This window comes from Streptomyces sp. NPDC037203, from assembly GCF_055605065.1.
The window spans coordinates 619477-641423 of the sequence record NZ_JBVJUC010000003.1 but is presented as its reverse complement, the minus strand read 5'-3'; the positions used below and the strand labels follow the sequence as shown (position 1 = coordinate 641423).

Below are 21947 nucleotides of genomic sequence, written 5' to 3'. Positions count from 1 at the left end.
TCGTGCGCATCCCGGCCGCGTTGTGGCGGCCGGGATCCGGGGCCCGTCCGAGGGTGTCGGACGGGCCCTTGGGTCGGTGCGCGTTCAGTGCTTCGGGGAGTGGCCCACCTGGTGCCGCGGGGTGTACGGGATCTGCCGGTCGACGCCCTTGGGGAGCTTGGTGCGCGGGGCCGGTGCGGTGGCCGCGGGGTGGCTGTGGCCGTGGGTGCCCGGTGTGGCGGTGGCCGCGGTGGCGGGCAGGGTGAAGGTGAGAGGGGTGCCGGTGGCGGCGGTCCAGCCGGACAGCTCGCCGGCGTACGCGCTGCCGAAGGCACCGGTGCCCAGGGTGCTGCCGGTGGGCAGGGTGGCTTCGGTGTACGTGCCGCCGGGCGCCTGGACGGTGACCGTGTTGCCGATGCGGTAGGCGGTGACCTGACCGGCGTTGAGGGCACCGGCCCAGGCGGTGCGGCGCTGGAGTTCGGTGCCGATGTCCTTCATCCGCAGGTTCACCAGCGGGGTGTTGGCGGCGAACAGGCTGTGGTAGCCGTCGAGGACGCCGTCGAGTACCGGGTAGGCGATGCGGTCCTCGGCGAGGTTGGACTGGTGGATGAAGTGCGGCTTGGGGTCGTTGGAGAGCACATGGCCGAGGTCGATGCGGGTCTCCAGCGGCACGATGTAGTCCTGGTAGCCGGTGCCGGTGTCCAGCGGGGCGGGCATGCAGGTGGTGGTCGCGGGGTTGTCCTCGCACAGGCCGCTGCCGCCCTGGGCGCGGCTGGTGTAGAGCCAGTTGTACTCGTCGACCTCTTCGGAGGCGTGGCCCGCGTTGTAGAAGACGTTCATCGGGTAGCGGGCGACGGTGTTGGCGGGGCCGACCTGGCGCTGGCCGGGGTCGCGGGAGGCGTCCGCGCCCAGCCACTTGACGCCGCTGTCGGTGAGCGCCGGTGCCAGGTTGGGGTTGTCCTGGGGCTGCTGCGGCAGGATCAGCAGGCCGGAGTGTTCACCGGTCACCAATTCGCTGTTGTCGAGGGGGAGTCCGTTGGCCTCGCCCCAGACCCGGTTGTTGGCGATCTCGTCGTCGATGGTCAGCCGGCTGACCCACCGGGTGCCGCCGCCGGGGTTGGTCTCGCATTTCCACGGGACCACGGTGGTGTCCTGCTCGCAGCCGAGGAAGGCGTGCGTGTAGGTGTGGTTGATCCAGCGGAACTGGTTGCGGTCGGCGATGAGTTTGTCGGCGAGCTGGTCGACGCCGTTGTTGTCCTCGCGCTGGTCGACGCTCCCGGAGCCGTTGAAGGCGAGGTCGAGGGTGAAGCCGTGGCTCTGCTCCCAGGCGGCGGCGTAGTCGACGTCCGCCGGGGTCATCCGGATCGGGTTGGGCGTGCCGGAGCTGTTGGTGCAGTCGACGTCGCCGGGGGTGCAGTTGAGCTGGGTGTCCCAGCGGTCGTCGGCCGCGAACACGTCGTCCACGTGGACGGCGAAGTAGTTGCGGGAGGCGCCGAGGTGCACCCCGCCGGTCATCCAGTCCACGATGCCGCGCGCCAGCAGCCGGAACTGCTGCTGGTACTGGTTGTAGACGAAGGTGATGACCAGCTCGCGCCGCCCGTCGTGCCGGTACTCGCCGACGAGGGAGCCCTGGGTGGTGGTGCCGGGGATGGTCGCCTGGACGTACGGGGTGAAGTCGGCGCCGGGCGCGGGCGTCGACAGGTAGGCGTAACTCTCGCCCACGGTCGGCGAGTTGTCCTCGAAGGGCACGGCGCCCTTGAGGTAGTCGAAGGGGCCTGCCCGGCCCGCGTCGGTGACCTGGGCCTGGACGCCGTCGACGCTGCCGGAGTAGCCGCCGGAGGTCGGGACCTGAAGCCCGGCCTGGGGGCGGGCGTAGGTGTAGGCGTCCACCTGCGGGATGCCGTACGTCTGCTCGTAGGCGGCGAGCGCGCTCATCTCCGCGCTGCCGGAGGCGAACGGGTTGTCGTTGGGCAGGACGACGGCCTGGTACTTGGCGCGGGGCCGCCCGTTCACGGTGTCGGCGAGGAAGCCGGCGTCGATGGTGGGCCGGCCGGTGCTGGTGAGGTCGACCTCGGTGAACGGCGTTCCCTCCGAGGTGAGTTCGGCGGCGATGGCGTCGGTGGCCGGGCCGCCGTCGCTCACCACCAGGACTCTGAGGTCGATACGTGGTGTACCGCTGTCGGCCTGGGCCGGTCCGGCCTGGAGGCCGAGTGCGGTGACGAGTGCGCCCACCGTGAGCGCGGTGGTGCCGATGGTCCGCTTCATGCGGTGCAGTTCCCCTCCCCGGACAGGGGTGAGCACGGCTCGCCTGGAGCGGACGCACCCCCTCACACGCCGCCGGCGTCCCCCTCAGAAGCCGGTCGGCGTGCATCCGTCGCGTCACATAGTGATGGATGTGTGTAGCTTTTGTGGTCGGGTCACGAAACCTGACGGAAAATGACGGGTGTCCAACTGCCTTGTGACGCAACCCGATTGAGCTTTTTCCCGTCGTGCCCGATGTCGCCCGGCGGACCGCGGGGTCCGCCGGGCGGCGTGCCGGCTGCCGCGGCGGGCGCGGCGGGCCGTCAGGAACAGAGCACGCGCGTCTCGGGCGTGTAGACGGGGCCGCCACTGAAGTTGGTGCCGTCGCTGAACTCGGCGTAGAAGTACGAGTAGAAGCCGATGTTGCCGTTGCAGCCGGAGTCGGCGGCGACCTGGAGGGTCAGGGTGACGGTACGGCTCTGGCCGGGCGGGATGGTGGCGCCGTAGTTGGTGCCGAGGTTGGTCGGACCGGTGCCGGAGCAGGGGGTGCTCGTGCCGTCGGCGGCGGCCAGGGTGCAGCCGCCGAAGCTGTACTTGAGGTCCGGACGCTGGGTGGTCAGCCAGGTCGGATTGATCGTCTGGTAGACGAACAGGACGTCGTACGTCTTGTTGTTGGTCAGCGTCATCGAGAGCTTGACCGAACCACCGGGGGTGGTGGTGGCGCTGTCGGTGCCGAAGGTCAGGGCGGCCGGGTCCGGGGCGGCGCTGGCCATGGAGCTGAAGCCGAAGACGGGGAGGACGACGGCGAGGACGGCGGTGAGACCGAGGCGTCTCAGCAGAGGTGATCGCATGGGCCGGGAGGCTAGGCGCGGGGCGCGCGCGGCGTCTGCCCCGTCACGGGGTCCCGGAGTGCGATCGGCCGAAAGTGGTCACCTGGTGAAGGGAATGTGATGACGATGTGACGATCTTCCGCGGCGGGCATCCCTGCACGGTACGGGCGGTGACGACGGGGGCGCATGGGGTGACCGGAAACATCGGCGCAAAGCCGGGGCAATGGCGAAGACCCGCCCCGCGCTCGCGCACGGAACCAGGTCATCCGGTCATGTACGGGCGCACTTCCCGGCCAATGGGTGAATTCCGGCCGCGCCGGTCCCCTGTGCGAGGACCGGCGCGGCCGATCCGCGTCAGCCGCGGGCGTGTGCCCGCTCGAACGCCACGAACGCGGCCTCCTGGCGCCATTCCAGGCGCGCCCTGGCGCTGCCCGCGAGGAGCCGCCGGCAGGCCGCGCCGCGCACGGGCCGGCCGGGGGTCTCGGCGCGGCAGGCCGCGACCGGGTGGTAGCCCCCCGCGGTGGGGTTGCCCTGCCACAGGCTGGCGCCGGGCAGGAAGGCGTACTGGAGGGAGGCGCGGGCCAGGTCCTTCAGCTCCGGGTAGCCGAGGCCGTAGGTGGCGGCGGCGTACTGGTACTCGTGGCCGATGTCGATGCGCGAGACGCCGGGGTCGTCGGTGGCGAGGACGACCGGGACGCCGTAGCGGCGGTACGTGGTGAAGGGGTGCTCGGCGCCCTTGACGCCGAGGATCTGCGCGTTGCTGGAGAAGGGCACCTCGACGGCGATCTGCCGGGCCGCCATGGTGCGGGCGGTGCGCTGCCAGCCGTCCTCGTGCACCAGGTCGACACCGTGTCCGACGCGCTCGGTGTGCGCGACGTCGACGGCCTCGGCGATATGGAACTTCAGCGCCTCGGGCTTGACCAGTCCGGGCCACAACTCGCCCGCGTGCAGGGTGACATGGGCCTTCGGGTACACCGTGCGCAGATAGCCGACCATGCGCATCTGGAGGCTGTAGTTCGCCAGCGAGCTGTCCCAGTCCTCGGGCTGCACCAGGTTGACCGCGACGAACCGCGGGTCCGCCTCGGCCAGCCGCATGCCGAGGTCCAGCTGGGTGAAGACCCGCACCGGTGAACTGCCGCGGGACGCCTGGGAGATCCAGCGGACGGTGAGCCCGCAGGCGGGCCGGGCCCGCGAGGTGCCGCAGTGCTCGGCGGCGCGGAACTCGGCGTCGCCGTCGTCGGTCTCCTTGCGGGCGTCCGCGACGAGCTTGTCCAGTTTGCCGTCCGCGGCCAGCTTGCGGTGCAGGGCGGCGAGATCGGCATCCCAGCCCACCTGGTCGGCGAGTCGCTTGGCGCCGTCGGAGGCGGGGGTGACCATCGTCTCCAGGTACGACTGGTTTTCGGCGACGACGGTGTCGGCGACCTGCGCGAGCAGCTTGCCCCGGTGCCGCCAGGTGACCTCGCCGAACTTGCCGAAGGTGTCGAAGAAGTGGTCGTGTCCGTTCTCGCCGGGCGGGAAGTCCTGCATGGACCAGGCGCGCACGATCGCGTCGTGGAAGGCGCGGTCGGTGCGGGCGTCGGCGGCGGGACGGGTGCCGGGTCCGCAGGGCGGGGCGACGGCGGTCATGGTCGCGTCGATGCACAGGCCGTCCTCGGCGGCCAGTTCGACGAGGTAGTCCGTGTTCACCGCTCCGGAGAGGTGGTTGTGCAGGTCTCCGCCCTTGGGGAGCTGCCGGAAGAACGCCCGCAGTGCCGCGGGCCGGTCCTTGACCGAGCGGAGGTAGGCGTCGGTGCGCGCCTCGGCAGCCGTGACCGGCCGGGACGGTGGCGCGGCGGGCCGGACCGCCGGGCGCGCGGGCTGCGCGGCGGCGGGCAGGGCGGACAGCAGGGACAGGACGCTGAGGGTGCCGAGCACGGCCGGAACGACGCGGCGCGGTACGGCACTTCGGGTGTGCAGACTCACAAGGGCATGATCAAGGAAGGCGTACGGCGGCGGGGGCGTGACCGGCGCATACCGGCCGGAGAGCACCCGTGCGGGTGACACGTCCGGCTCCCTGTCCGGTAACGGACGGTGCGGGCGGCACGCGAGGGGCCGGAGAGCGCCGGGGGGCATGCCGGGCGGCAGCGCGGGTAGTCGCGCTTGCGAACGTCGTACACCGGCGACATACCTGGAGGCCGACCCCATGCTGATGGCACACCCCGCCGTACTGAAGGACCTCGTCGCCCAGTACGAGGCCCTCGCGCCGCTCGGCGCGGAAGAGAGCACTCCGGGGACGCGGCAGCGGCTCGCGGACGTCTCGTACACGCTGTGCGTGGCCACCGGGACGCGGGATGTCGACATGGCGCTGATCGCGGCACGCCACCGCCTGTCCGGGGCCCAGCCCGAGGACGACTCCCTGCGCCAGGGCCCCGCCCCGGCCGTCGCCTGAGGCCGGGATCCGGGCACGGAACCCGGCTGCGGGGCCCGAAGCCCGGGCCGGGGCGTGAGCCCTGGCCGTGAGACGTGCGTGCGGCCGCCCGCCACCGGCGCCGCGCCCCCATGAGGCGGCTCCCCCCGCCGTCTTCCCCAACTCGCACGCTCCCGCTTCTGGTCGGCGGGTCCTACCGGGCGGTATACAGAACCGGTCGATCGCGCGGGGGCCGCTCGAAGGCGCCGCCGTCCGCGCTGTGCACCGGTTCCGAGGGGGGAAACGATGACGTACGACAGGCGTCCGGCGGACGGGGCGGGGACCCGGCGGCGGGCCGCGGTGCTGGCGTCGGCGGTGGCCGGATGCGCCCTGGTGGCCGCCGCCGTGACACCGGCCGCCGCGCACCCGGCGGGCCACGGACACCGCCTCGCGTATGTGGCGCTGGGCGACTCCTACACCTCGGGCCCCGGCATACCCACCCAGGTGGACGCCGACTGCGCCCGCTCCGACCGCGATTACCCCTCGCTGGTGGCGCGCCGGACGGCCGCGACCGCGTTCACCGACGCCAGTTGCTCGGGTGCGACGACCGCCCAGATGTGGCAGGCGCAGGGCACCAACCCGCCCCAACTGGACGCCGTGTCACGGCACACGGACCTGGTGTCGCTCCAGATCGGCGGCAATGACATCGGGTTCGGCACCATCATCGCCACCTGCGCCCGGCTCGGCGCGAAGGACCCGGCGGGCAACCCGTGCCAGCGCTCCTACGAGGCGTCAGGGCAGGACGCGTTGGCCCTCGCGGTACAGCAGACCGCGCCGAAGGTCACCGAGGTGCTGCGGGCGGTGCACACGCGGGCGCCGCACGCGAGGGTCGTGCTCGTCGGCTACCCCGATCTGCTGCCCGACGACGGTGTGGGCTGCTTCCCGCAGGTGCCCTTCGCCCAAGGGGACTTCGCCTATCTGCGCGACACCGAGAAGCGGCTGAACGGGATGCTGCGCGCGGTGGCCGCGCACCACCGCGCCGCGTACGTGGACACCTACGGCCCGACGGTCGGCCACGACATGTGCAAGGCGCCCGCGGACCGCTGGATCGAGCCGCTGCAGCCGGCCGCGCCCGCGGCCCCCGCGCATCCCAACGCGCTGGGTGAGCAGGCCATGGCGGGGGCGGTCCTGCACCGGCTCGCGGGCGGTCGCGGGCACCGCTGAGCCCCGCCGCGGCGGCCTCCGCGCACCGTCGGAAGCCGCCGCGGGCCCGCGCCGTGGAAGGGGCCGTGGCTCAGCCGCCCAGCGCGCCGCGCACCACGCCCTTCGCCTCCTCCTGCACTTGCGCCAGGTGGTCCGGGCCGCGGAAGGACTCGGCGTAGATCTTGTAGACGTCCTCGGTGCCCGAGGGGCGGGCCGCGAACCAGGCGCTCTCGGTGGTGACCTTGATGCCGCCGATGGCCGCGCCGTTGCCGGGCGCCTCGGTGAGCACGGCGGTGACCGGCTCCCCGGCGAGGGTGTCCGCGGTGACCTGGGCGGGCGACAACTTGCCGAGCAGCGCCTTCTGTTCGCGGGTGGCGGGGGCGTCGATGCGGGCGTAGGCGGGCTCGCCGAAGCGGGCGGTCAGGGCCGCGTAGTGCTCGGACGGCGTCTTGTCCGTGACGGCGGTGATCTCGGAGGCGAGCAGGGCGAGGAGGATGCCGTCCTTGTCGGTGGTCCACACCGAGCCGTCCCGGCGCAGGAAGGAGGCGCCGGCCGACTCCTCGCCGCCGAAGCCGAGCTCCCCGCCGATCAGCCCGTCCACGAACCATTTGAAGCCGACGGGGACTTCGACCAGGCGGCGGCCGAGGTCGGCGGCGACCCGGTCGATCATGCTGGAGGAGACCAGGGTCTTGCCGACGCCCGCGTCCGCGGACCACTGCTCGCGGTGCCGGTAGAGGTAGTCGATGGCGACTGCGAGGTAGTGGTTGGGGTTCATCAGGCCCGCGTCCGGGGTGACGATGCCGTGCCGGTCGGCGTCGGCGTCGTTGCCGGTGGCGATGCGGTAGGCGGCGCGCTGCTCGATCAGCGAGGCCATCGCGTAGGGCGAGGAGCAGTCCATGCGGATCTGGCCGTCCCAGTCCAGCGTCATGAACCGCCAGGTGGGATCGGTGTGCGGGTTGACCACCGTGAGGTCGATCCGGTGCCGCTCGGCGATCCGGCCCCAGTAGGCGACGGAGGCGCCGCCGAGCGGGTCGGCTCCGATGCGCACCCCGGCCGCGCGGACGGCGTCGAGATCGAGGACGCCCGGCAGGTCGTCGACGTAGGTGCCGAGGAAGTCGTAGCGGCCGGTGGTGTCCGCGGCGAGGGCGCGGGTGTACGGCAGCCGTCGTACGTCCTTCAGGCCGCCGGTGATGATCTCGTTGGCGCGGTCCTGGATCCAGGAGGTGGCGTCGGAGGCGGCCGGGCCGCCGCTCGGCGGGTTGTACTTGAAGCCGCCGTCGGCGGGCGGGTTGTGCGAGGGGGTCACGACCACGCCGTCGGCGAGCCCCGTGGTGCGGCCCCGGTTGTGGGTGAGGATGGCGTGCGAGACGGCGGGAGTGGGCGTGTAGCCGTCGGCGCTGTCGATGAGCACGGTCACGCCGTTGGCCGCGAACACCTCCAGCGCGGTGACCCGCGCGGGCTCCGACAGGGCGTGGGTGTCGGCGCCCAGGAACAGCGGACCGTCGATGCCCTGCCCGGCGCGGTACTCGCAGATGGCCTGGCTGGTGGCGGCGATGTGGTCCTCGTTGAAGGCGCTCGCCAGGGAGGAGCCCCGGTGCCCCGAGGTGCCGAACGCCACCCGCTGGGCCGGGTCGGCCGGGTCCGGGTGCAGCGCGTAGTACGCCGTGACCAGCCTCGCCACATCGACAAGATCCTCGGGACCGGCCGGCCGGCCGGCTCGCTCGTGCGCCATGAGTGCGTTCCTCCGCATCGGTTTCGGTCACTCGCTGACGCCCATCTTCCCTTGTCAGGGCGTTGCCACGCGAGTCCGTGCGGGCCGGGGCGGCGTGACCGCGCCACGTCCGCCGCCCGCGGTGCGGCCCGAGTGCCGCGCCGCGGGCTCCCCCGGCCGCGCGGCGCGGCAGGCGACGACCCGTCAGCCGATGTGGTAACTGTCGCCGTACACCTTCCAGTCGAGCGGCGTCTTCAGGTCGAGGTTGCCCCTGCGCAGGAAGACCCGCTGCTCGGTGTCGACGCGGGTGGTGTCGCTGTGGGCCTCCTCCTGCTTCATGGCCCAGACGCGGGCGTCGAGGAAGGCGTTGAGGTACGCCGTCTCGTCGCCGCCCTGCGCGGGGGGCTTGGCGGTGCGCAGGGCGCGCGCCCGGATGTTGCGGAAGCTCGTGGCGTCGTCGCCGTCACCGTGCATGACGATGGCGTCGTAGTAGCAGAACTGGCCGAGGGCGCGCAGTCCGTCGCTCTTGCCCTGCGCGACGGCGGGATCGAAGTAGACGCGGTCGCGTTCGTCGTCCTGGCACTTCTGGAACACCGTGTCCCGGGCGGCCTTGCGCCAGTCCTTGGGGAAATCGGGGTCGAGCCCGGAGTGCGAGTCGCTGCCGTTCACCTTGCGCAGCGCGGGCAGGTACCGGGCGAGGACGTTGCCGGGCTCGCGGTCGGCGTAGAGCTGGACGACCTCGAGCATGTCGCCGGTGCCGGAGCAGAAGCCGATGATGCCGGCGGTGTAGCCGCGGCCGTCGCCGATGTCCTCGATGTACTTGTACTGGGCCTTCCAGTCGAGCGAGGAGTTCTCCGCGCTCGACACCAGCTTCATCGCGATCTCCTTCTTCGCGGGGTCGTCGAGGCCGGTCGCGGCGGTGGCGGCCTGCGCCGCGGTGGCGCGCGGGATGCCGAGCGCGGCTCCGGCGGCCACGGCGCCGAGCGCGGCGACGAGGGTGCGGCGGGAGAGTCGGGCGGGGGCCGGTGATTCGCGGTGTGCGTGCACCACTGGGGCTCCAAAGAGGGGTGGGGGGTGGCGAGTTGGGCCAGTACGAAGACATTGCTCGCACTGGTAGGAAAGTTTCCTATCAGAGCCGGGAGCGGCCGGTAACCCGGCCCGCGTGAAATTCGTAGGATCGGACAGTCGCAGACTCAGAAACGGGACCGCTCAATCCCATCCGGCTGCGCAATTGGACTTATGGATCACCTCGGCGCAGGGTGGACGGACCCCCTCGCACCTCTGGGGGCACCCGTACCGCACCATCCGGAGATCACCCGATGACCTACGTCGCGGACCCCGCTCGCTACGACGGCACCATGCACTACCGGCGCACCGGCCGCTCGGGCCTCGACCTGCCGGTCCTGTCCCTGGGCTACTGGCACAACTTCGGCGACGACCGAGCCTTCGAGACCCAGCGCGAGATCGCCCTGCGCGCCTTCGACCTGGGGATCACCCACCACGACCTGGCGAACAACTACGGGCCGCCCTACGGCTCGGCGGAGCTTAACTTCGGCCGGCTGATGCGCGAGGACCTCGCGCCCTACCGCGACGAGCTGGTGATCTCCACCAAGGCGGGCTGGGACATGTGGCCGGGCCCCTACGGGCAGGGCGGCGGCTCCCGCAAGTACCTGCTGGCCTCGCTGGACCAGTCGCTGCGCCGGATGGGCGTGGACTACGTGGACATCTTCTACTCCCACCGGCTGGACGCGAGCACGCCGCTGGAGGAGACGATGGGCGCCCTCGACACGGCCGTGCGCCAGGGCAAGGCGCTCTACGTCGGCATCTCCTCCTACGACACCGAGCGCACCCGGCAGGCCACCGCGATCCTGCGCGAACTCGGCACCCCGCTGCTGATCCACCAGCCGTCGTACAACATGTTCAACCGCTGGATCGAGACCGAGGGCCTGCTGGACGCGGCGCAGGAGGAGGGGTTCGGGGTCATCGGCTTCACGGCGCTCGCCCAGGGCCTGCTGACCGGCCGCTACCTGGACGGCGTGCCGGCGGACTCGCGGGCCGCGCGCGGCGCGTCGTTCGACCGCTCCTGGCTGACCGAGGACGTGCTGCGCCGGCTACGCGCCCTGAACGGCATCGCCGCGCGGCGCGGGCAGACCCTGGCCCAGCTGGCGCTCGCCTGGGCGCTGCGCGACCGGCGGGTGACGTCCCTGGTCATCGGCGCCTCGCGCACCGAGCAGCTGGAGCAGAACGTGGCCGCGCTGGAGAACCTCGACTTCACCGACGAGGAGCTGGCCGAGATCGACACGTACGCCACCGACGGCGGGGTGGACCTGTGGCGCGAGGCACGGCTGGGAAATCTGGATTGACCGCCCACAATGTGACGTAGCTCACAGAAATGAGGGATAAATAAGACTTAATCTGGCAACTCGGACATCCTTACGACTCCCTCACACCGCAAGGAGCCGCTCGCCGTATGGTGCACGCAGCCCGTCCCAGCCCCGTCCCGCCGCCCCGTCCGGACCTGAGCCGCGCTCGCGACTGCGAACGCTGTCTCGGCTGGGGAACCGTCGTCAGCCGCGACGGCGAGCACGAGCTGTGCCCCAGTTGCCAGGCGGGCCCCCGGTAGCACCGGGGGCCCGGCCCGCCGCGGGCCCGTACCGTTGAGGCATGGCCGCTCCTCCGCTTCCAGGACCACTGGCCCATCTGGCACCGCTGCTCGGCCACTACGGCTACTGGGCCGTGGGGGCCGTGATCCTCGTGGAGGACTTCGGCGTCCCGGCACCCGGCGAGACGATTCTGCTCGCCGCCGGGGTGTACGCGGGCGCGGGTGAGCTGGACATCGTGAAGGTGGCGCTCATCGCGTTCGCCGCGGCCGTCATCGGGGACAACATCGGCTATCTGATCGGCCATTACGGCGGACGCGCCTTCGTGCACCGCTGGGGGAAGTACGTCCTGCTGACCCCGAAGCGGTTCGCGGCCGCCGAGGAGTTCTTCACCCGGCACGGCGGCGCGATCGTCACCGTGGCACGGTTCATCGAGGGCCTGCGTCAGGCCAACGGCATCGTCGCGGGCACCTCGGGCATGCACTGGCGCCGCTTCCTCGCCTTCAACGCCCTCGGCGCCGCCCTGTGGGTGGGCCTGTGGACCACCCTGGCCTACCTCGCGGGCAGCCATATCGACGCGGTCTACGCACAGATCAAGCGCTACGAGATCTACGTCCTGGTGGCGTTCGCGGTCCTGGTGCTCGCGCTCGTGGCCCGCCATGTCGTACGGCGGCGCCACGAGCGCTGAGCCGGTCAGGAGGAACGCGCCGCCCCGCGCGTCGGCTCCTTGGGCACGGCCTCCCTTCCGCCGCCTCCCGGCGCCTCCCCGGCGCGCTCGTGACCGCCGCGCAGCGCGGAGGCCACGGCGGAGACCAGGGCCATGCCCGCGGCCACGCTGAAGACGATGGTCAGGCCGTGGTGGAAGGGGCCGGAGACCAGTTCCGGGAAGAACGTGTGGCCTGTCAGGGTGGCGCGCTGGGCGGCGGTCAGGTGGTCCAGGGTGCCGCCCGCCAGCAGATGGCCGATGGGATTGTTGCCGAGGAACGTCGCGAACAGGGTGCTCACCGGCGGCAGCGAGGCCACCTGGTGCGCGGTCGCGGCGGGCACGCCGTGCGCCGTCAGGCCGCTGCTCAGGGTCTTCGGCAGGGTGGCGGCGAGGCCGGAGACCATCAGCGAGAAGAACACCCCGATGGACAGGGCGGTGCCCGAGTTCTGGAAGGTGGAGCGCATCCCGGAGGCCACGCCCCGGTACCGCGCCGGCACGCTGCCCATGATGGAGGACGTGTTGGGCGAGGAGAACATGCCCTGGCCGAGACCGTTGAGCAGCAGCAGCGCGGCGAACGGGCCGTAGGCGAAGTCCACCGGCAGGGCCAGCAGCCCGAGGAAGGAGCCGGCGACCACCAGCAGCCCGGCGGTGGAGAAGATCCGGGCGCCGAACCGGTCGGAGAGGTAACCGGAGACGGGACCGGCGAGCAGGAAGCCCAGGGTGAGCGGCAGCATGAAGATGCCCGCCCACAGCGGGGTGTCCTCGAAGTCGTAGCCGTGCAGCGGCAGCCAGATGCCCTGGAGCCAGATGATCAGCATGAACTGGAGCCCGCCGCGGGCGATCGCGGTCAGCAGCGCGGCGAGGTTGCCCGCCGCGAAGGCCCGCACCCTGAACAGCGAGAGGCGGAACATCGGCTCGGCGACCCTCGTCTCCACCACGCAGAAGACGAGCAGCAGGCAGGCGCCGCCGATCAGCCCGGCGAGGACGAGCGGGTTGGTCCAGCCGGTGGGATGGCCGCCGTAGGGCTGGATGCCGTAGGTGATGCCCGCGAGCAGGATGCCGGCGCCCGAGGCGAAGGTGAGGTTGCCGAGCCAGTCGACCCGGCCGCGCCCGCCGGCCGCGGTCTCGCGCAGGCTCAGGTACGACCAGACGGTGCCGGTGACACTGATCGGGACGCTGACCCAGAACACGGCCCGCCAGTCCACGGCGGCCAGCAGACCGCCGGCGAGCAGGCCGAGGAACTGCCCGGCGAGCGCGGTGATCTGGTTGATGCCGAGCGCCATGCCGCGCTGCCGGGAGGGGAAGGCGTCGGTGAGGATCGCGGCCGAGTTGGCGGTGAGCATGGAGCCGCCGAATGCCTGCACGATCCGCCACAGGATCAGCCACAGCGCGCCCGCCCCGGCCCGGAACGGGTCCAGGGACAGGGCGATGGAGGCGACGGCGAAGACCAGGAAGCCGAGGTTGTAGATGCGCACCCGGCCGAACATGTCGCCCAGTCGGCCGAGGACCACCACCAGCACGGCCGAGACCAGCAGATAGCCGAGGATCATCCACAGCAGATAGCCGATGTTGCCCGCGGCCAGCGGGTCCAGGCCGATGCCGCGGAAGATGGCCGGCAGCGAGACGATCACGATGGACGCGTCCATCGTGGCGATCAGGACGCCGAGTGTGGTGTTGGACAGGGCGACCCACTTGTAGCCGGGGCCGGGTGGGGTGGCTCGCTGCCGGGCCGAGCGGGCGAGGAGCCGGGCGCGTATGCCGCCCTCGGGCGCGGCGGCGTTCACAGCTGCTCCGCCAGTCGGTCCAGAAGGGGCAGCACGTCGGCCAGCGCCTGCCGCTCCCTCGGGGTGAATCCGTCCAGGGCGCGGGCGAGGCGGTCGGCGGACTCGGAGCGGCGCCGCTCCAGCACGGCGCGGCCCTCCTCGGTGATCGCGATGACGGCCCGGCGCCGGTCGGCCGGATCGGGCGCCCGGCTCACCAGGCCCCGCTGCTCCAGGCCCGCGAGGGTGCCGGCCATCGCCTGCGGTCGCACCCGCTCCAGCTCGGCGAGCGCGCCCGGCGAGTCCGGTCCGCTGCCGGAGAGCCGGGCCAGTACCGAGGAGCCGGAGAGGGTGAGGTCGCCGACCGCGTGCGCCTGGCGCAGTCTGCGCACGATCCGGCCCATGGCGAGCCGGAGCGCGCCCGCGAGCGCGCTGGTCCCGGCGCCGGGGGCCGGGTCGGCGGTCGTCTCCACCACGTCGTCTGTCGTCACATCCACGATTAGTAACAATAGGTTTATCAGTCTGGCCTGTACAACCAAGGGCGGGTAATCGGTTTGGGGCGCGTCGTAGAGGCAAACCGAAGGACGAACGGACATCGCGACACGTTGGGATGTGAGGCTCCGATGGCAGGCAACCAGAAGGCGAAGGGCAAGGCGGAGCAGGCCAAGGGCAAGGCCAAGGAGGCCATCGGCCGCGCCGTCGGCAACGAGAGCATGGAAGCCGAGGGCCGGATGGAAGGTGCCAAGGGCGACGCCCGGCAGGCCAAGGAGAAGGCCAAGGACACCTTCAAACACTGAGGGCCGCCGTCGGCCATGGCGCTGACCCGGACGACCGAATCCAGCGGGTCCCGGAAATCCACCCAGCGGATGACCGGGACCCGCCGTCGCGTCCGGGAGCCGCGGTGGGCAGGGATTCGTGTGCAACCGGAGGAATCCCGGTGCACGTCCCCTTGATCGACGGAGCACCGGGTAGCCGAGCCGAGGACGGCACGTTTCTTCACACGCTCGCAGGAAGGGACCCCGAACCCCGGAGGGAAAAGGGCGACGAGGTATGGACATCTCGCTGAGGACGCACCCGAGGACGCAGGAGCCGCGCTACAGCCGCACCTGGGAGACCGGCACGTGCAGCAGCGCCGAGGCGCGGGACGCCGTCGCCGCCCTGCTCGCCGCGGCGCGCCCCGCGCCGGTGCGGCGTTCGGTGCAGGACGCGCAGCTCGTGGTGAGCGAACTGGTGACCAACGCGGAGAAGCACGCGCCCGGCCCGCGCACCCTCCGCCTGGAGCTGGGGCCCGGCGCCCGCGCGCTGCGCATCTGCGTGACGGACACCTCCGCCGAGCCGCCGCGCCCCCGCCCGCCCGACCCCGGACGGGTCGGCGGCCACGGTCTGCATCTGGTGACGATGCTCTCGCGCGACCTGGAGGTAACGGTGCTGCCCGAGGGCGGCAAGCGGGTCACCGTGACGGTCCCGCTCCTGGCCGAGGGCACCGGCGCACGCGCCGACGCCTGACCCGCCGCACGGGACGCCGGGTCACGCCGCGGGCAGCAGGCCCGCGTTGTCCGCCGTACCGGACGTAGAACTCCCGCCGCAGGACGCCGAGTTCAAGACGGGGTTGGCCAATCCACTGTGAAGTGAGCCGATTTGCCGGCATAGGCGGCCGGGCTCTCGGCACGGACGACCGGACCCGCCCCGCACGAAGCGCGCCGCCCCTCCCTCACACCGCTCACACCACGGCCGCGGCAGCGTCGGCCGTCGCCCAGTCCGGTGGCGTCTCGCCGTCCACCACGAACTCCAGCAGGACGGGACCCGGCCGGGTGAGCACGTCGGCCCAGACGGAGGCGACATGCCGGGGGCGGTCGCAGCGTACGGCCGGCACTCCGGCGAGCCGGGCCCACTCGGCGTACGGCATCGCGGGGACCTCGGCCGAGAGCGGGATCAGCGGATCTCCGGCGGCGGCCCGGCGCTGCCAGGTGAGCCGGTTGAGGTCGCCGTTGTTCAGCACGCAGAACACGAGCGGCGGCAGCTCGCCGAGCAGGTCCGCATGGCGCCGGACCGTGATGAGTTCGTTCAGCCCCCCGCCCTGGAAGGCCCCGTCTCCCACGAGCGCGATCACCGGCCGCTCCGGGGCCGCGAACTTCGCGGCGACGGCGTACGGGACCGCAGCGCCGGGCAGCCCGAGGTGGCCCGAGAGCAGGGAGCGCATACCGTTGCGCAGCCTGAGGTGGCGGGTCCACCAGTCGAGCGCGGTCGCGGAGTCGGTGACTACCACGGCCCGGTCCGGCAGCCGCTCGGACAGCTCGGCGACGACCGCGCGGGGGTTCACGGAGGTGCCGAAGTACCGGCGGGCCCTGGTCCGCCCCTCGGCCCGCCAGCTGCGCACCGTGTCCTCCACATGAGCGCGCCAGGCGCGGTCGGTGCTCCGGCGCAGCAGCGGGATCAGCGCCTCCAGGAACGCCGTGGGATCGACGGTGGCACGCACCTCGGCCGCCGACAAGACCTCGTCGGACGCCGGGAAGGACACGGCGCGCGGGGGTTCCGCGGGCTCCACGGCGACGATCCGGCAGCGGGCGCGGTCGGGCAGCACGGCGGGGTCGAGGTCCTCCGCACCCACGAGCAGCAGGGTGTCGCACTCCCCCAGCAGCGCCGCGGCGGCGGTGCTGCCGAGCGGCCCCGCGACGCCCGTCTGGTACGGCAGGTCGTCGGGCAGCGCGTCCCGCGCGAGCGCGGTCACAGCCACCCCGGCACCGAGCAGCGCGGCCACCCCCGCCGCCTGCGCCGACGCCGCGCGTCCCGCGTTGCCCACGACCACGGCGGGGCGCCGGGCCGCGTCCAGGACGGCGGCGGCTCGGCGGAGCAGGCTCTCGTCGGGCGGCCGTACCGGCGCGGGTCGCGGGCGGTCCTCGGGCGGTTCGCCCGGTGCCGTCGCCGTCAGCACCTCGCTCGGTACGATCACGCTCGCGACGCCCCGCTCGGTGAGCGCCGCCCGCACGGCCCGGTGCAGGGCGTCGGGCAGCTGTTCCGGCCGGGAGACCGGCTCGCAGAACACGGACACCTCCGCCAGATGGCGTACGGCGAGGCCGCCGTCGTCCCCGCCGAGCAGCGCGAGCACCGGCGCCCGGTCGGCCGCCGCGTCGTACAGGCCGCCCAGCAGGCGCAGGGCGCCCGCGCCGGACGGGGCGAGGCAGCAGCCGAGGCGGCCGGTGAGCTTGGCGTGGGCGCAGGCCATGAGGGCGGCGGACTCCTCGCCGCGCGCCTGCACGAACCAAGGGGCCCAGGCTGCGGACCGCGGGGTTTCCAGCTCCCGGACCAGCGGGTCGAGCGCCAGGCACGGCATCCCGTACACCCGGTCCACGCCCGCGGCCCGCAGCCGGGCGGCGACGGCCTCGGCCATGTTCCCCACGGTGTCCTCCTCGCACTCGGCCCACTCCTCCGGGCCACCGGGTAGCCCCGCGCCGACCCGTGCAAACAGCGCGCGGACGGCGGACGGCGCCGTTTCGGACGCGCGGAGTGCGGGCACCCGTGCCAGGCTCAGGAGAGGGCACCGGGAGTTAACGACCCCGTACACGGGTGGAGGGCGAGCACGCAGTGGCGGTCTCGGAGGAACGGCGGGCATCCCGGCGTGCGGGGCGCGGTGAGCGTCTGGTGCGGGCGTTCGACGAGCGGCTTCCGGTCTCCGCGGCGGGCCGGGAGTTCCTGCGCAAGGCGTTCCCGGACCACTGGTCGTTCCTGCTGGGCGAGTTGGCGCTGTACAGCCTGATGGTGCTGGTGCTCACCGGGGTCTGGCTGGCCTTCTTCTTCCGCCCGGACATGACCGAACGGCCGTACACCGGCTCCTATCCGCCGCTGCACGGCGTGCTGACGACCGAGGCGTACGCGTCGGTGCTGCGGATCGGCTTCGAGGTGCGCGGCGGGCTGCTGCTGCGGCAGACGCACCACTGGGCGGCGCTGGTGTTCGTCGGCGCGATCGGGGTGCATCTGCTGCGGATCTTCTTCACCGGGGCGTTCCGCCGCCCGCGCGAGGCCAACTGGACAGTGGGCGTGACGCTGTTCCTGCTCTCGCTGCTGGAGGGCTTCTGCGGCTACTCGCTCCCCGACGACCTGCTCTCCGGCACCGGGCTGCGCACCGCACAGGGCATCGTGCTGTCGATCCCGGTCGTCGGCACGTACCTGTCGTTCTTCGTCTTCGGCGGGCAGTTCCCCGGACACGCGATCATCCCCCGGCTGTACGTCACGCACATCCTGCTGGTGCCGGGCCTGCTGCTGGCGCTGCTCGGCGTGCACCTGACGTACGTCGTGGTGCACAAGCACACCCAGTGGGCGCGGCCCGGCCACACCAACCGCAATGTGATCGGCAAGCCCCTCTTCCCGCAGTACACCGCCAAGTCGGCGGGCCTGTTCTTCATCGTCGCCGGGGTGCTGACGCTGATGGGCGCCCTGTTCCAGATCAACCCGATCTGGTCGTTCGGCCCGTACCGCGCCGACCATGTCTCGGTGGACTCGCAGCCCGACTGGTACGTGGGCTACCTGGAGGGCGCCCTGCGGCTGATGCCGGGCTGGGAGACCGATGTCGCCGGGCACACCGTCGTCTGGGACGTGCTCCTGCCGGGTGTGCTGCTGCCCGCACTCCTCTTCGTCATCCTGTACGGCTATCCGTTCTTCGAGCGCTGGCTCACCGGTCCCCTCCCGGAGCGGCACCTGTGCGACCGGCCGCGCAACCAGCCGACCCGCACCGCACTGGACGCGGCGGCCGTCTCGGCGTACGCGGTGCTGCTGCTCGCCGGCGGCCAGGACGTGCTGGCGTACCGGTTCGGACTGCCGGTTGACTACGTGACCCGCTGGCTGCGGGCCCTGCTGTTCGTCGTGCCGTTCCTGACCTACCACGCCGTCAAAAGGGCGTGTCTGGGCCTCCAGGCCGCCGACCGGCGCCGGTTGCTGGACGGCGAGGCGACCGGTGAGGTGCGGCGCACGGCGAGCGGCGGTTACGAGGAGGCGCACACCCTGCTGCCGCGCGCCGAGGCGTACCGCATCCTCGTGCGCGAGGTGCCCCGGCCGCGCGCCGAGGGCACCGAGGTCTGGCGCTGGTTCCGCCGGCACCGGCTGCGCAACGCGCTGAGCCGCTGGTACTTCGCGCGGAGCGTGGAGATGCCGGCCACGCCGTGGGAGCGGCGCCGGGTGGCCGCGGTGCGGGCCGCGCCCGGCGAGGTACCCGAGGAGGAGTCGTGAGCGAGGAGGCATGCCATGAGCGACGGCCCTGAGATTCGCGGGAACCAGTGGTACGGCCCCCAGCCGGACGTGGCCGGCGCGGCCGGCTATCCGGACGCGCCGCCGCGGATGGGGTTCTTCACCGACACCTCGGTGTGCATCGGCTGCAAGGCCTGCGAGGTGGCCTGCAAGGAGTGGAACGCGGTCCCGGAGGACGGCCTGGAGCTGACCGGGATGTCCTACGACAACACACAGGGCCTGGGTGCCGACACCTGGCGGCATGTGGCCTTCATCGAGCAGCGCAAGCCGTTCGGCGGGCAGGAACCCGGTGTCGGCCACGAGGACACCGACGTCTTCGCGGCGGCCGCGCGGCTGGGCACCGGCCCCGCCGCGCCGGGCCCCGGCGCCACGGCTCCCCCGCCCGGCCGGGCCCCCGAGGGCGCTCCCGCCGGGGAGATCTCCCCGCTCGCGCCCGACGGCCGCACCGAACTGCGCTGGCTGATGTCCTCGGACGTGTGCAAGCACTGCACGCACGCGGCCTGTCTGGACGTGTGCCCCACCGGGGCGCTGTTCCGCACCGAGTTCGGGACGGTCGTGGTGCAGGAGGACGTCTGCAACGGCTGCGGCTACTGCGTGCCCGCCTGCCCCTACGGCGTCATCGACCAGCGCGAGGGCGACGGCCGGGTGTGGAAGTGCACGCTGTGCTACGACCGGCTGGGGGTCGGCATGGAGCCCGCCTGCGCCAAGGCGTGCCCGACGGACTCCATCCAGTTCGGGCCGCTGGACGAGCTGCGGGAGCGGGCGGCGGGCCGGGTGGCACAGCTGCACGCGGCCGGGGTGGCGGACGCCCGGCTGTACGGGGAGGACCCGGCGGACGGGGTCGGCGGTGACGGGGCGTTCTTCCTGCTGCTCGACGAGCCCGAGGTCTACGGTCTGCCCCCGGACCCGGTGGTCACCACACGGGACCTGCCCGACATGTGGCGGCACGCGGCGCTGGCGGCGGTGACGCTGGTGGGACTCGCGGTGGGCGGCTTCGCCGGCCTCTCGAGGAGGATGCAATGAACGAGTGGCGGCGGGCGGGCCGTCCGAGGAGGGCGCGATGAGCGGAACGGACGCGGGCCGTGGCGGTGCCGGGGGGCGTCCTGGACGGCAGGCGTCGACGGGGGCGCACGCGGGGCGGCGCAGGCGGCGGCGCGGGCGGGGCGAGCAGCCGATGGTGCCGGACGCCTCCTTCTCGTCGTACTACGGCAAACCGGTGCTGAACAAGCCGACGTGGAAGGCGTTGGACATCGCGGGCTACCTGTACCTCGGCGGTCTGGCCGGAGCCTCCTCGCTGCTGGCGGCGGGGGGCGAGCTGACGGGCCGGCCGGGGCTCGCGGCACCGGCGAAACTGGGGGCGGCCGGGGCGATCTCGCTGTCGCTGGCCGCGCTGGTGCACGATCTGGGCCGCCCGCTGCGGTTCCTGAACATGCTGCGGGTGTTCAAGCCGACCTCCCCGATGAGCGTGGGCTCCTGGCTGCTCGTGGGGTACGCGCCGCTGACCATGGCCGCCGCGGCCACCGAAGTGGCGGGCCGCTACCGGCTGCTGGGTCCCACGGCAGCCGAACTCGCCTGCCGCTACCGGTTGCTGGGCTCGGCCGCCACGGCCGCCGCGGCGGTGCTCGGCCCCGCCGTGGCCACGTACACCGCGGTCCTGATCGCGGACACGGCCGTCCCCTCCTGGCACGAGGGCTACCGTCAACTCCCCTTCGTCTTCGCCGGGTCCGCCGCGACCGCCGCCTCCGGTCTGGCGCTGGCCGCGGCCCCGGTCGCGCAGGCGGAACCGGCCCGCCGGCTGGCCCTGCTCGGCGCCGGACTGGAACTCGGCGCCTTCCAGCTGATGAAGCGCCGGATGGGGATCACCGCCGAGCCCTTCGACCAGGGCCGGCCGCGGATCCTGCTGCGCGCCTCCGAGGCCCTGACCGTCGCCGGTGCCGGTCTGGCCCTCCTCTCCGGCCGGCTGCGCGACCGCCGGGTGGCGCTGGCCGCCGGTGCCGCCCTGCTCACCGGCTCGGCGGCTCTGCGCTTCGGCGTCTTCCACGCGGGCGTGGCCTCGGCGGAGGACCCGCGCTACACGGTCGTACCGCAGCGGGAAAGGCTCACCCGTAAAGGGAGTTGAGCCGGTCGGCCAGCTCCGGCAGGGAGACGGCGGTGACATCGGGAGCGCGCCGGGTCGAGGGGTAGGGCGTGTGGGTGCGGCGCAGCCAGGCGGTGGCCAGGCCCGCGCGGGCCGCGCCGTCGATGTCCCAGGGGTGGACCGAGACGAGGAGGGCCTCCTCGGCGGGCACGTCCGCGGTGTGCAGCGCGTGCGCGTAGGCGGCGCGGGCCGGTTTCCAGTGGGCCGGGGTGTTCACGTCCAGGTGGGCCTCGAACAGGTCGGTCAGGCCGGCCCGGTCGAGGACGGCGCGGGTGGTGCCGGCGGTGCCGTTCGTCAGGGTGAGCAGGCGCAGCCCCGCGGCGCGCAGGGCGCGTACGCCCTCGGCGACGTCCGGGTGCGGCGGCAGTTCGGCCAGCCCGGCGAGGATGTGGTCCGCGGCCCGTTCCGGGTCGGGCAGGCCCGTCCCGGCCGCCATCGTCCGCAGTACGTCCCGGCCGACGGCGGCGAAGGTGGCGTGGCCGCCGGCGAGGGTGAGGGCCACGCCGTCGCGCAGTACCTCCGCGAACCAGAGCGGCAGCAGACGGGCGGGCAGGCCCGCGGCGGTGAAGCGGTCGGCGAGGGGGCTCAGGTCGGTGAGCGTCTCGTTCACGTCGAACACGACGACGCGGGGGTCAGCGGGCAACGGGATCGCCTCCTGGTGCGGGCAGGGCGGGGTGGTGCGCCTCGCGTTCCTCGCGTTCGGCCCAGGACCAGGTGAGCGCCGCCGCCGTGACGCCGAGAGGCAGCATGCCGACGATCATGGCGAGTCCGGCCGCGGAGTGGCCCGCGGCGATGACGGCGACGGCGGGCAGGTCCAGGAAGGGCGCGGCGAGGAAGAGGTACAGGCAGCGGGCGGCGTCGTCCAGGCGGTGCCGGGTGTGCGCGAGCACCGGGAGCCAGAAGAGGACGGCGGTGGCTGGCAGCAGCGGTTCGGTGACGAGGGCGCCGCCGGGCGGGCGCAGTCCCGCGAGGTCGCCGAGGACGCTCCAGGCGTGGGCCAGGACGAGCAGGGGCAGGGCGAGCGGCGCGGGGACGCTGATCCGGTGCCACAGCGGGGCGCGGCGCAGCGCGTGCACGGCGGCCGGGACGACGGCGGCCACCAGGAGCGCGGACCAGGCCATGCCGGTCACGGACATGGCCGCCCTGTGCCCCATCG

General features: G+C 73.0%; 19 protein-coding genes. 9 read left to right on the top strand and 10 right to left on the bottom strand.

Annotated features, from left to right (window positions below; genetic code table 11):
* Nucleotides 1-84: 84 nt before the first annotated feature.
* The 3 genes from ACZ7EC_RS12095 to ACZ7EC_RS12085 all read right to left on the bottom strand — a co-directional run bounded on the left by ACZ7EC_RS12095 (nt 85) and on the right by ACZ7EC_RS12085 (nt 5012).
* Nucleotides 85-2244 (bottom strand): hypothetical protein, encoded by a 2160-nt coding sequence (locus ACZ7EC_RS12095; protein ID WP_471061331.1) that lies wholly within the window; start codon nt 2242-2244, stop codon nt 85-87.
* 299 nt (nt 2245-2543) lie between these two features.
* Nucleotides 2544-3071: a hypothetical protein gene (locus tag ACZ7EC_RS12090; RefSeq protein ID WP_471061328.1), complete on the bottom strand. Its 528-nt coding sequence runs from the start codon at nt 3069-3071 to the stop codon at nt 2544-2546.
* Nucleotides 3072-3404: 333 nt separating this feature from the next.
* A complete protein-coding gene (locus ACZ7EC_RS12085; RefSeq protein ID WP_471061325.1) occupies nt 3405-5012 on the bottom strand; it encodes an adenosine deaminase family protein in 1608 nt (535 codons plus the stop codon).
* A gap of 220 nt (nt 5013-5232) precedes the next feature.
* Here ACZ7EC_RS12085 and ACZ7EC_RS12080 point away from each other — a divergent pair, with 220 nt between their 5' ends.
* Complete coding sequence (locus ACZ7EC_RS12080) at nt 5233-5478, top strand: DUF5133 domain-containing protein (RefSeq protein WP_471061322.1); 246 nt, start codon at nt 5233-5235, stop codon at nt 5476-5478.
* 264 nt (nt 5479-5742) lie between these two features.
* Nucleotides 5743-6660: an SGNH/GDSL hydrolase family protein gene (locus tag ACZ7EC_RS12075; protein WP_471061319.1), complete on the top strand. Its 918-nt coding sequence runs from the start codon at nt 5743-5745 to the stop codon at nt 6658-6660.
* 70 nt (nt 6661-6730) lie between these two features.
* Here ACZ7EC_RS12075 and pgm read toward each other — a convergent pair whose 3' ends face one another.
* Together pgm and ACZ7EC_RS12065 are read right to left on the bottom strand one after the other, a co-directional pair.
* Nucleotides 6731-8371, bottom strand: a complete 1641-nt coding sequence (pgm, locus tag ACZ7EC_RS12070; protein ID WP_471061316.1) for a phosphoglucomutase (alpha-D-glucose-1,6-bisphosphate-dependent) — start codon at nt 8369-8371, stop codon at nt 6731-6733.
* Between the two features lie 183 nt (nt 8372-8554).
* A complete protein-coding gene (locus ACZ7EC_RS12065) occupies nt 8555-9400 on the bottom strand; it encodes a chitosanase (protein WP_471061313.1) in 846 nt (281 codons plus the stop codon).
* A gap of 269 nt (nt 9401-9669) precedes the next feature.
* Between ACZ7EC_RS12065 and mgrA the strand changes: the two genes are divergently transcribed.
* Nucleotides 9670-10713 (top strand): L-glyceraldehyde 3-phosphate reductase, encoded by a 1044-nt coding sequence (gene mgrA / locus ACZ7EC_RS12060; protein ID WP_471061310.1) that lies wholly within the window; start codon nt 9670-9672, stop codon nt 10711-10713.
* A gap of 301 nt (nt 10714-11014) precedes the next feature.
* Nucleotides 11015-11638, top strand: coding sequence for a DedA family protein (locus tag ACZ7EC_RS12055; protein ID WP_471061307.1), 624 nt, complete (start codon nt 11015-11017; stop codon nt 11636-11638).
* A gap of 5 nt (nt 11639-11643) precedes the next feature.
* Here the strand turns inward: ACZ7EC_RS12055 and ACZ7EC_RS12050 are convergent, their stop codons facing one another.
* Nucleotides 11644-13302 carry an MFS transporter gene (locus tag ACZ7EC_RS12050; protein ID WP_471062048.1) on the bottom strand — a complete coding sequence of 553 codons (1659 nt, stop codon included), beginning with the start codon at nt 13300-13302 and terminating at the stop codon, nt 11644-11646.
* Nucleotides 13303-13436: 134 nt separating this feature from the next.
* Complete coding sequence (locus ACZ7EC_RS12045) at nt 13437-13913, bottom strand: MarR family winged helix-turn-helix transcriptional regulator (RefSeq protein WP_471061303.1); 477 nt, start codon at nt 13911-13913, stop codon at nt 13437-13439.
* A 126-nt stretch (nt 13914-14039) separates the two neighbouring features.
* Here ACZ7EC_RS12045 and ACZ7EC_RS12040 point away from each other — a divergent pair, with 126 nt between their 5' ends.
* A complete protein-coding gene (locus ACZ7EC_RS12040; RefSeq protein ID WP_078967593.1) occupies nt 14040-14213 on the top strand; it encodes a CsbD family protein in 174 nt (57 codons plus the stop codon).
* Nucleotides 14214-14466: 253 nt separating this feature from the next.
* Entirely contained in the window at nt 14467-14922 is a 456-nt protein-coding gene (locus ACZ7EC_RS12035; protein WP_471061298.1) for an ATP-binding protein, read from the top strand.
* Between the two features lie 214 nt (nt 14923-15136).
* Here the strand turns inward: ACZ7EC_RS12035 and ACZ7EC_RS12030 are convergent, their stop codons facing one another.
* Nucleotides 15137-16804, bottom strand: coding sequence for a thiamine pyrophosphate-binding protein (locus ACZ7EC_RS12030; protein ID WP_471062046.1), 1668 nt, complete (start codon nt 16802-16804; stop codon nt 15137-15139).
* Between the two features lie 251 nt (nt 16805-17055).
* On the opposite strand from ACZ7EC_RS12030, the gene qcrB reads away from it, so the two are divergent.
* From qcrB to nrfD, 3 genes are read left to right on the top strand one after another with little or no spacing between them, the layout of a single operon-like run.
* On the top strand, nt 17056-18636 hold the full coding sequence (qcrB, locus tag ACZ7EC_RS12025; RefSeq protein ID WP_471061294.1) for a cytochrome bc1 complex cytochrome b subunit: 1581 nt from the start codon (nt 17056-17058) through the stop codon (nt 18634-18636).
* Between the two features lie 15 nt (nt 18637-18651).
* Nucleotides 18652-19677 (top strand): 4Fe-4S dicluster domain-containing protein, encoded by a 1026-nt coding sequence (locus tag ACZ7EC_RS12020; RefSeq protein WP_471061291.1) that lies wholly within the window; start codon nt 18652-18654, stop codon nt 19675-19677.
* A 37-nt stretch (nt 19678-19714) separates the two neighbouring features.
* Nucleotides 19715-20773: an NrfD/PsrC family molybdoenzyme membrane anchor subunit gene (gene nrfD, locus ACZ7EC_RS12015; protein ID WP_471061289.1), complete on the top strand. Its 1059-nt coding sequence runs from the start codon at nt 19715-19717 to the stop codon at nt 20771-20773.
* Here nrfD and ACZ7EC_RS12010 read toward each other — a convergent pair.
* Together ACZ7EC_RS12010 and ACZ7EC_RS12005 are read right to left on the bottom strand one after the other, a co-directional pair.
* Entirely contained in the window at nt 20754-21434 is a 681-nt protein-coding gene (locus ACZ7EC_RS12010; protein WP_471061286.1) for a haloacid dehalogenase type II, read from the bottom strand. The two genes, nrfD and ACZ7EC_RS12010, sit on opposite strands and share 20 nt — an antisense overlap.
* Nucleotides 21424-21945 (bottom strand): hypothetical protein, encoded by a 522-nt coding sequence (locus ACZ7EC_RS12005; protein ID WP_471061283.1) that lies wholly within the window; start codon nt 21943-21945, stop codon nt 21424-21426. The genes ACZ7EC_RS12010 and ACZ7EC_RS12005 overlap by 11 nt, the downstream gene beginning before the upstream one ends.
* Between the last annotated feature and the right edge of the window lie 2 nt (nt 21946-21947).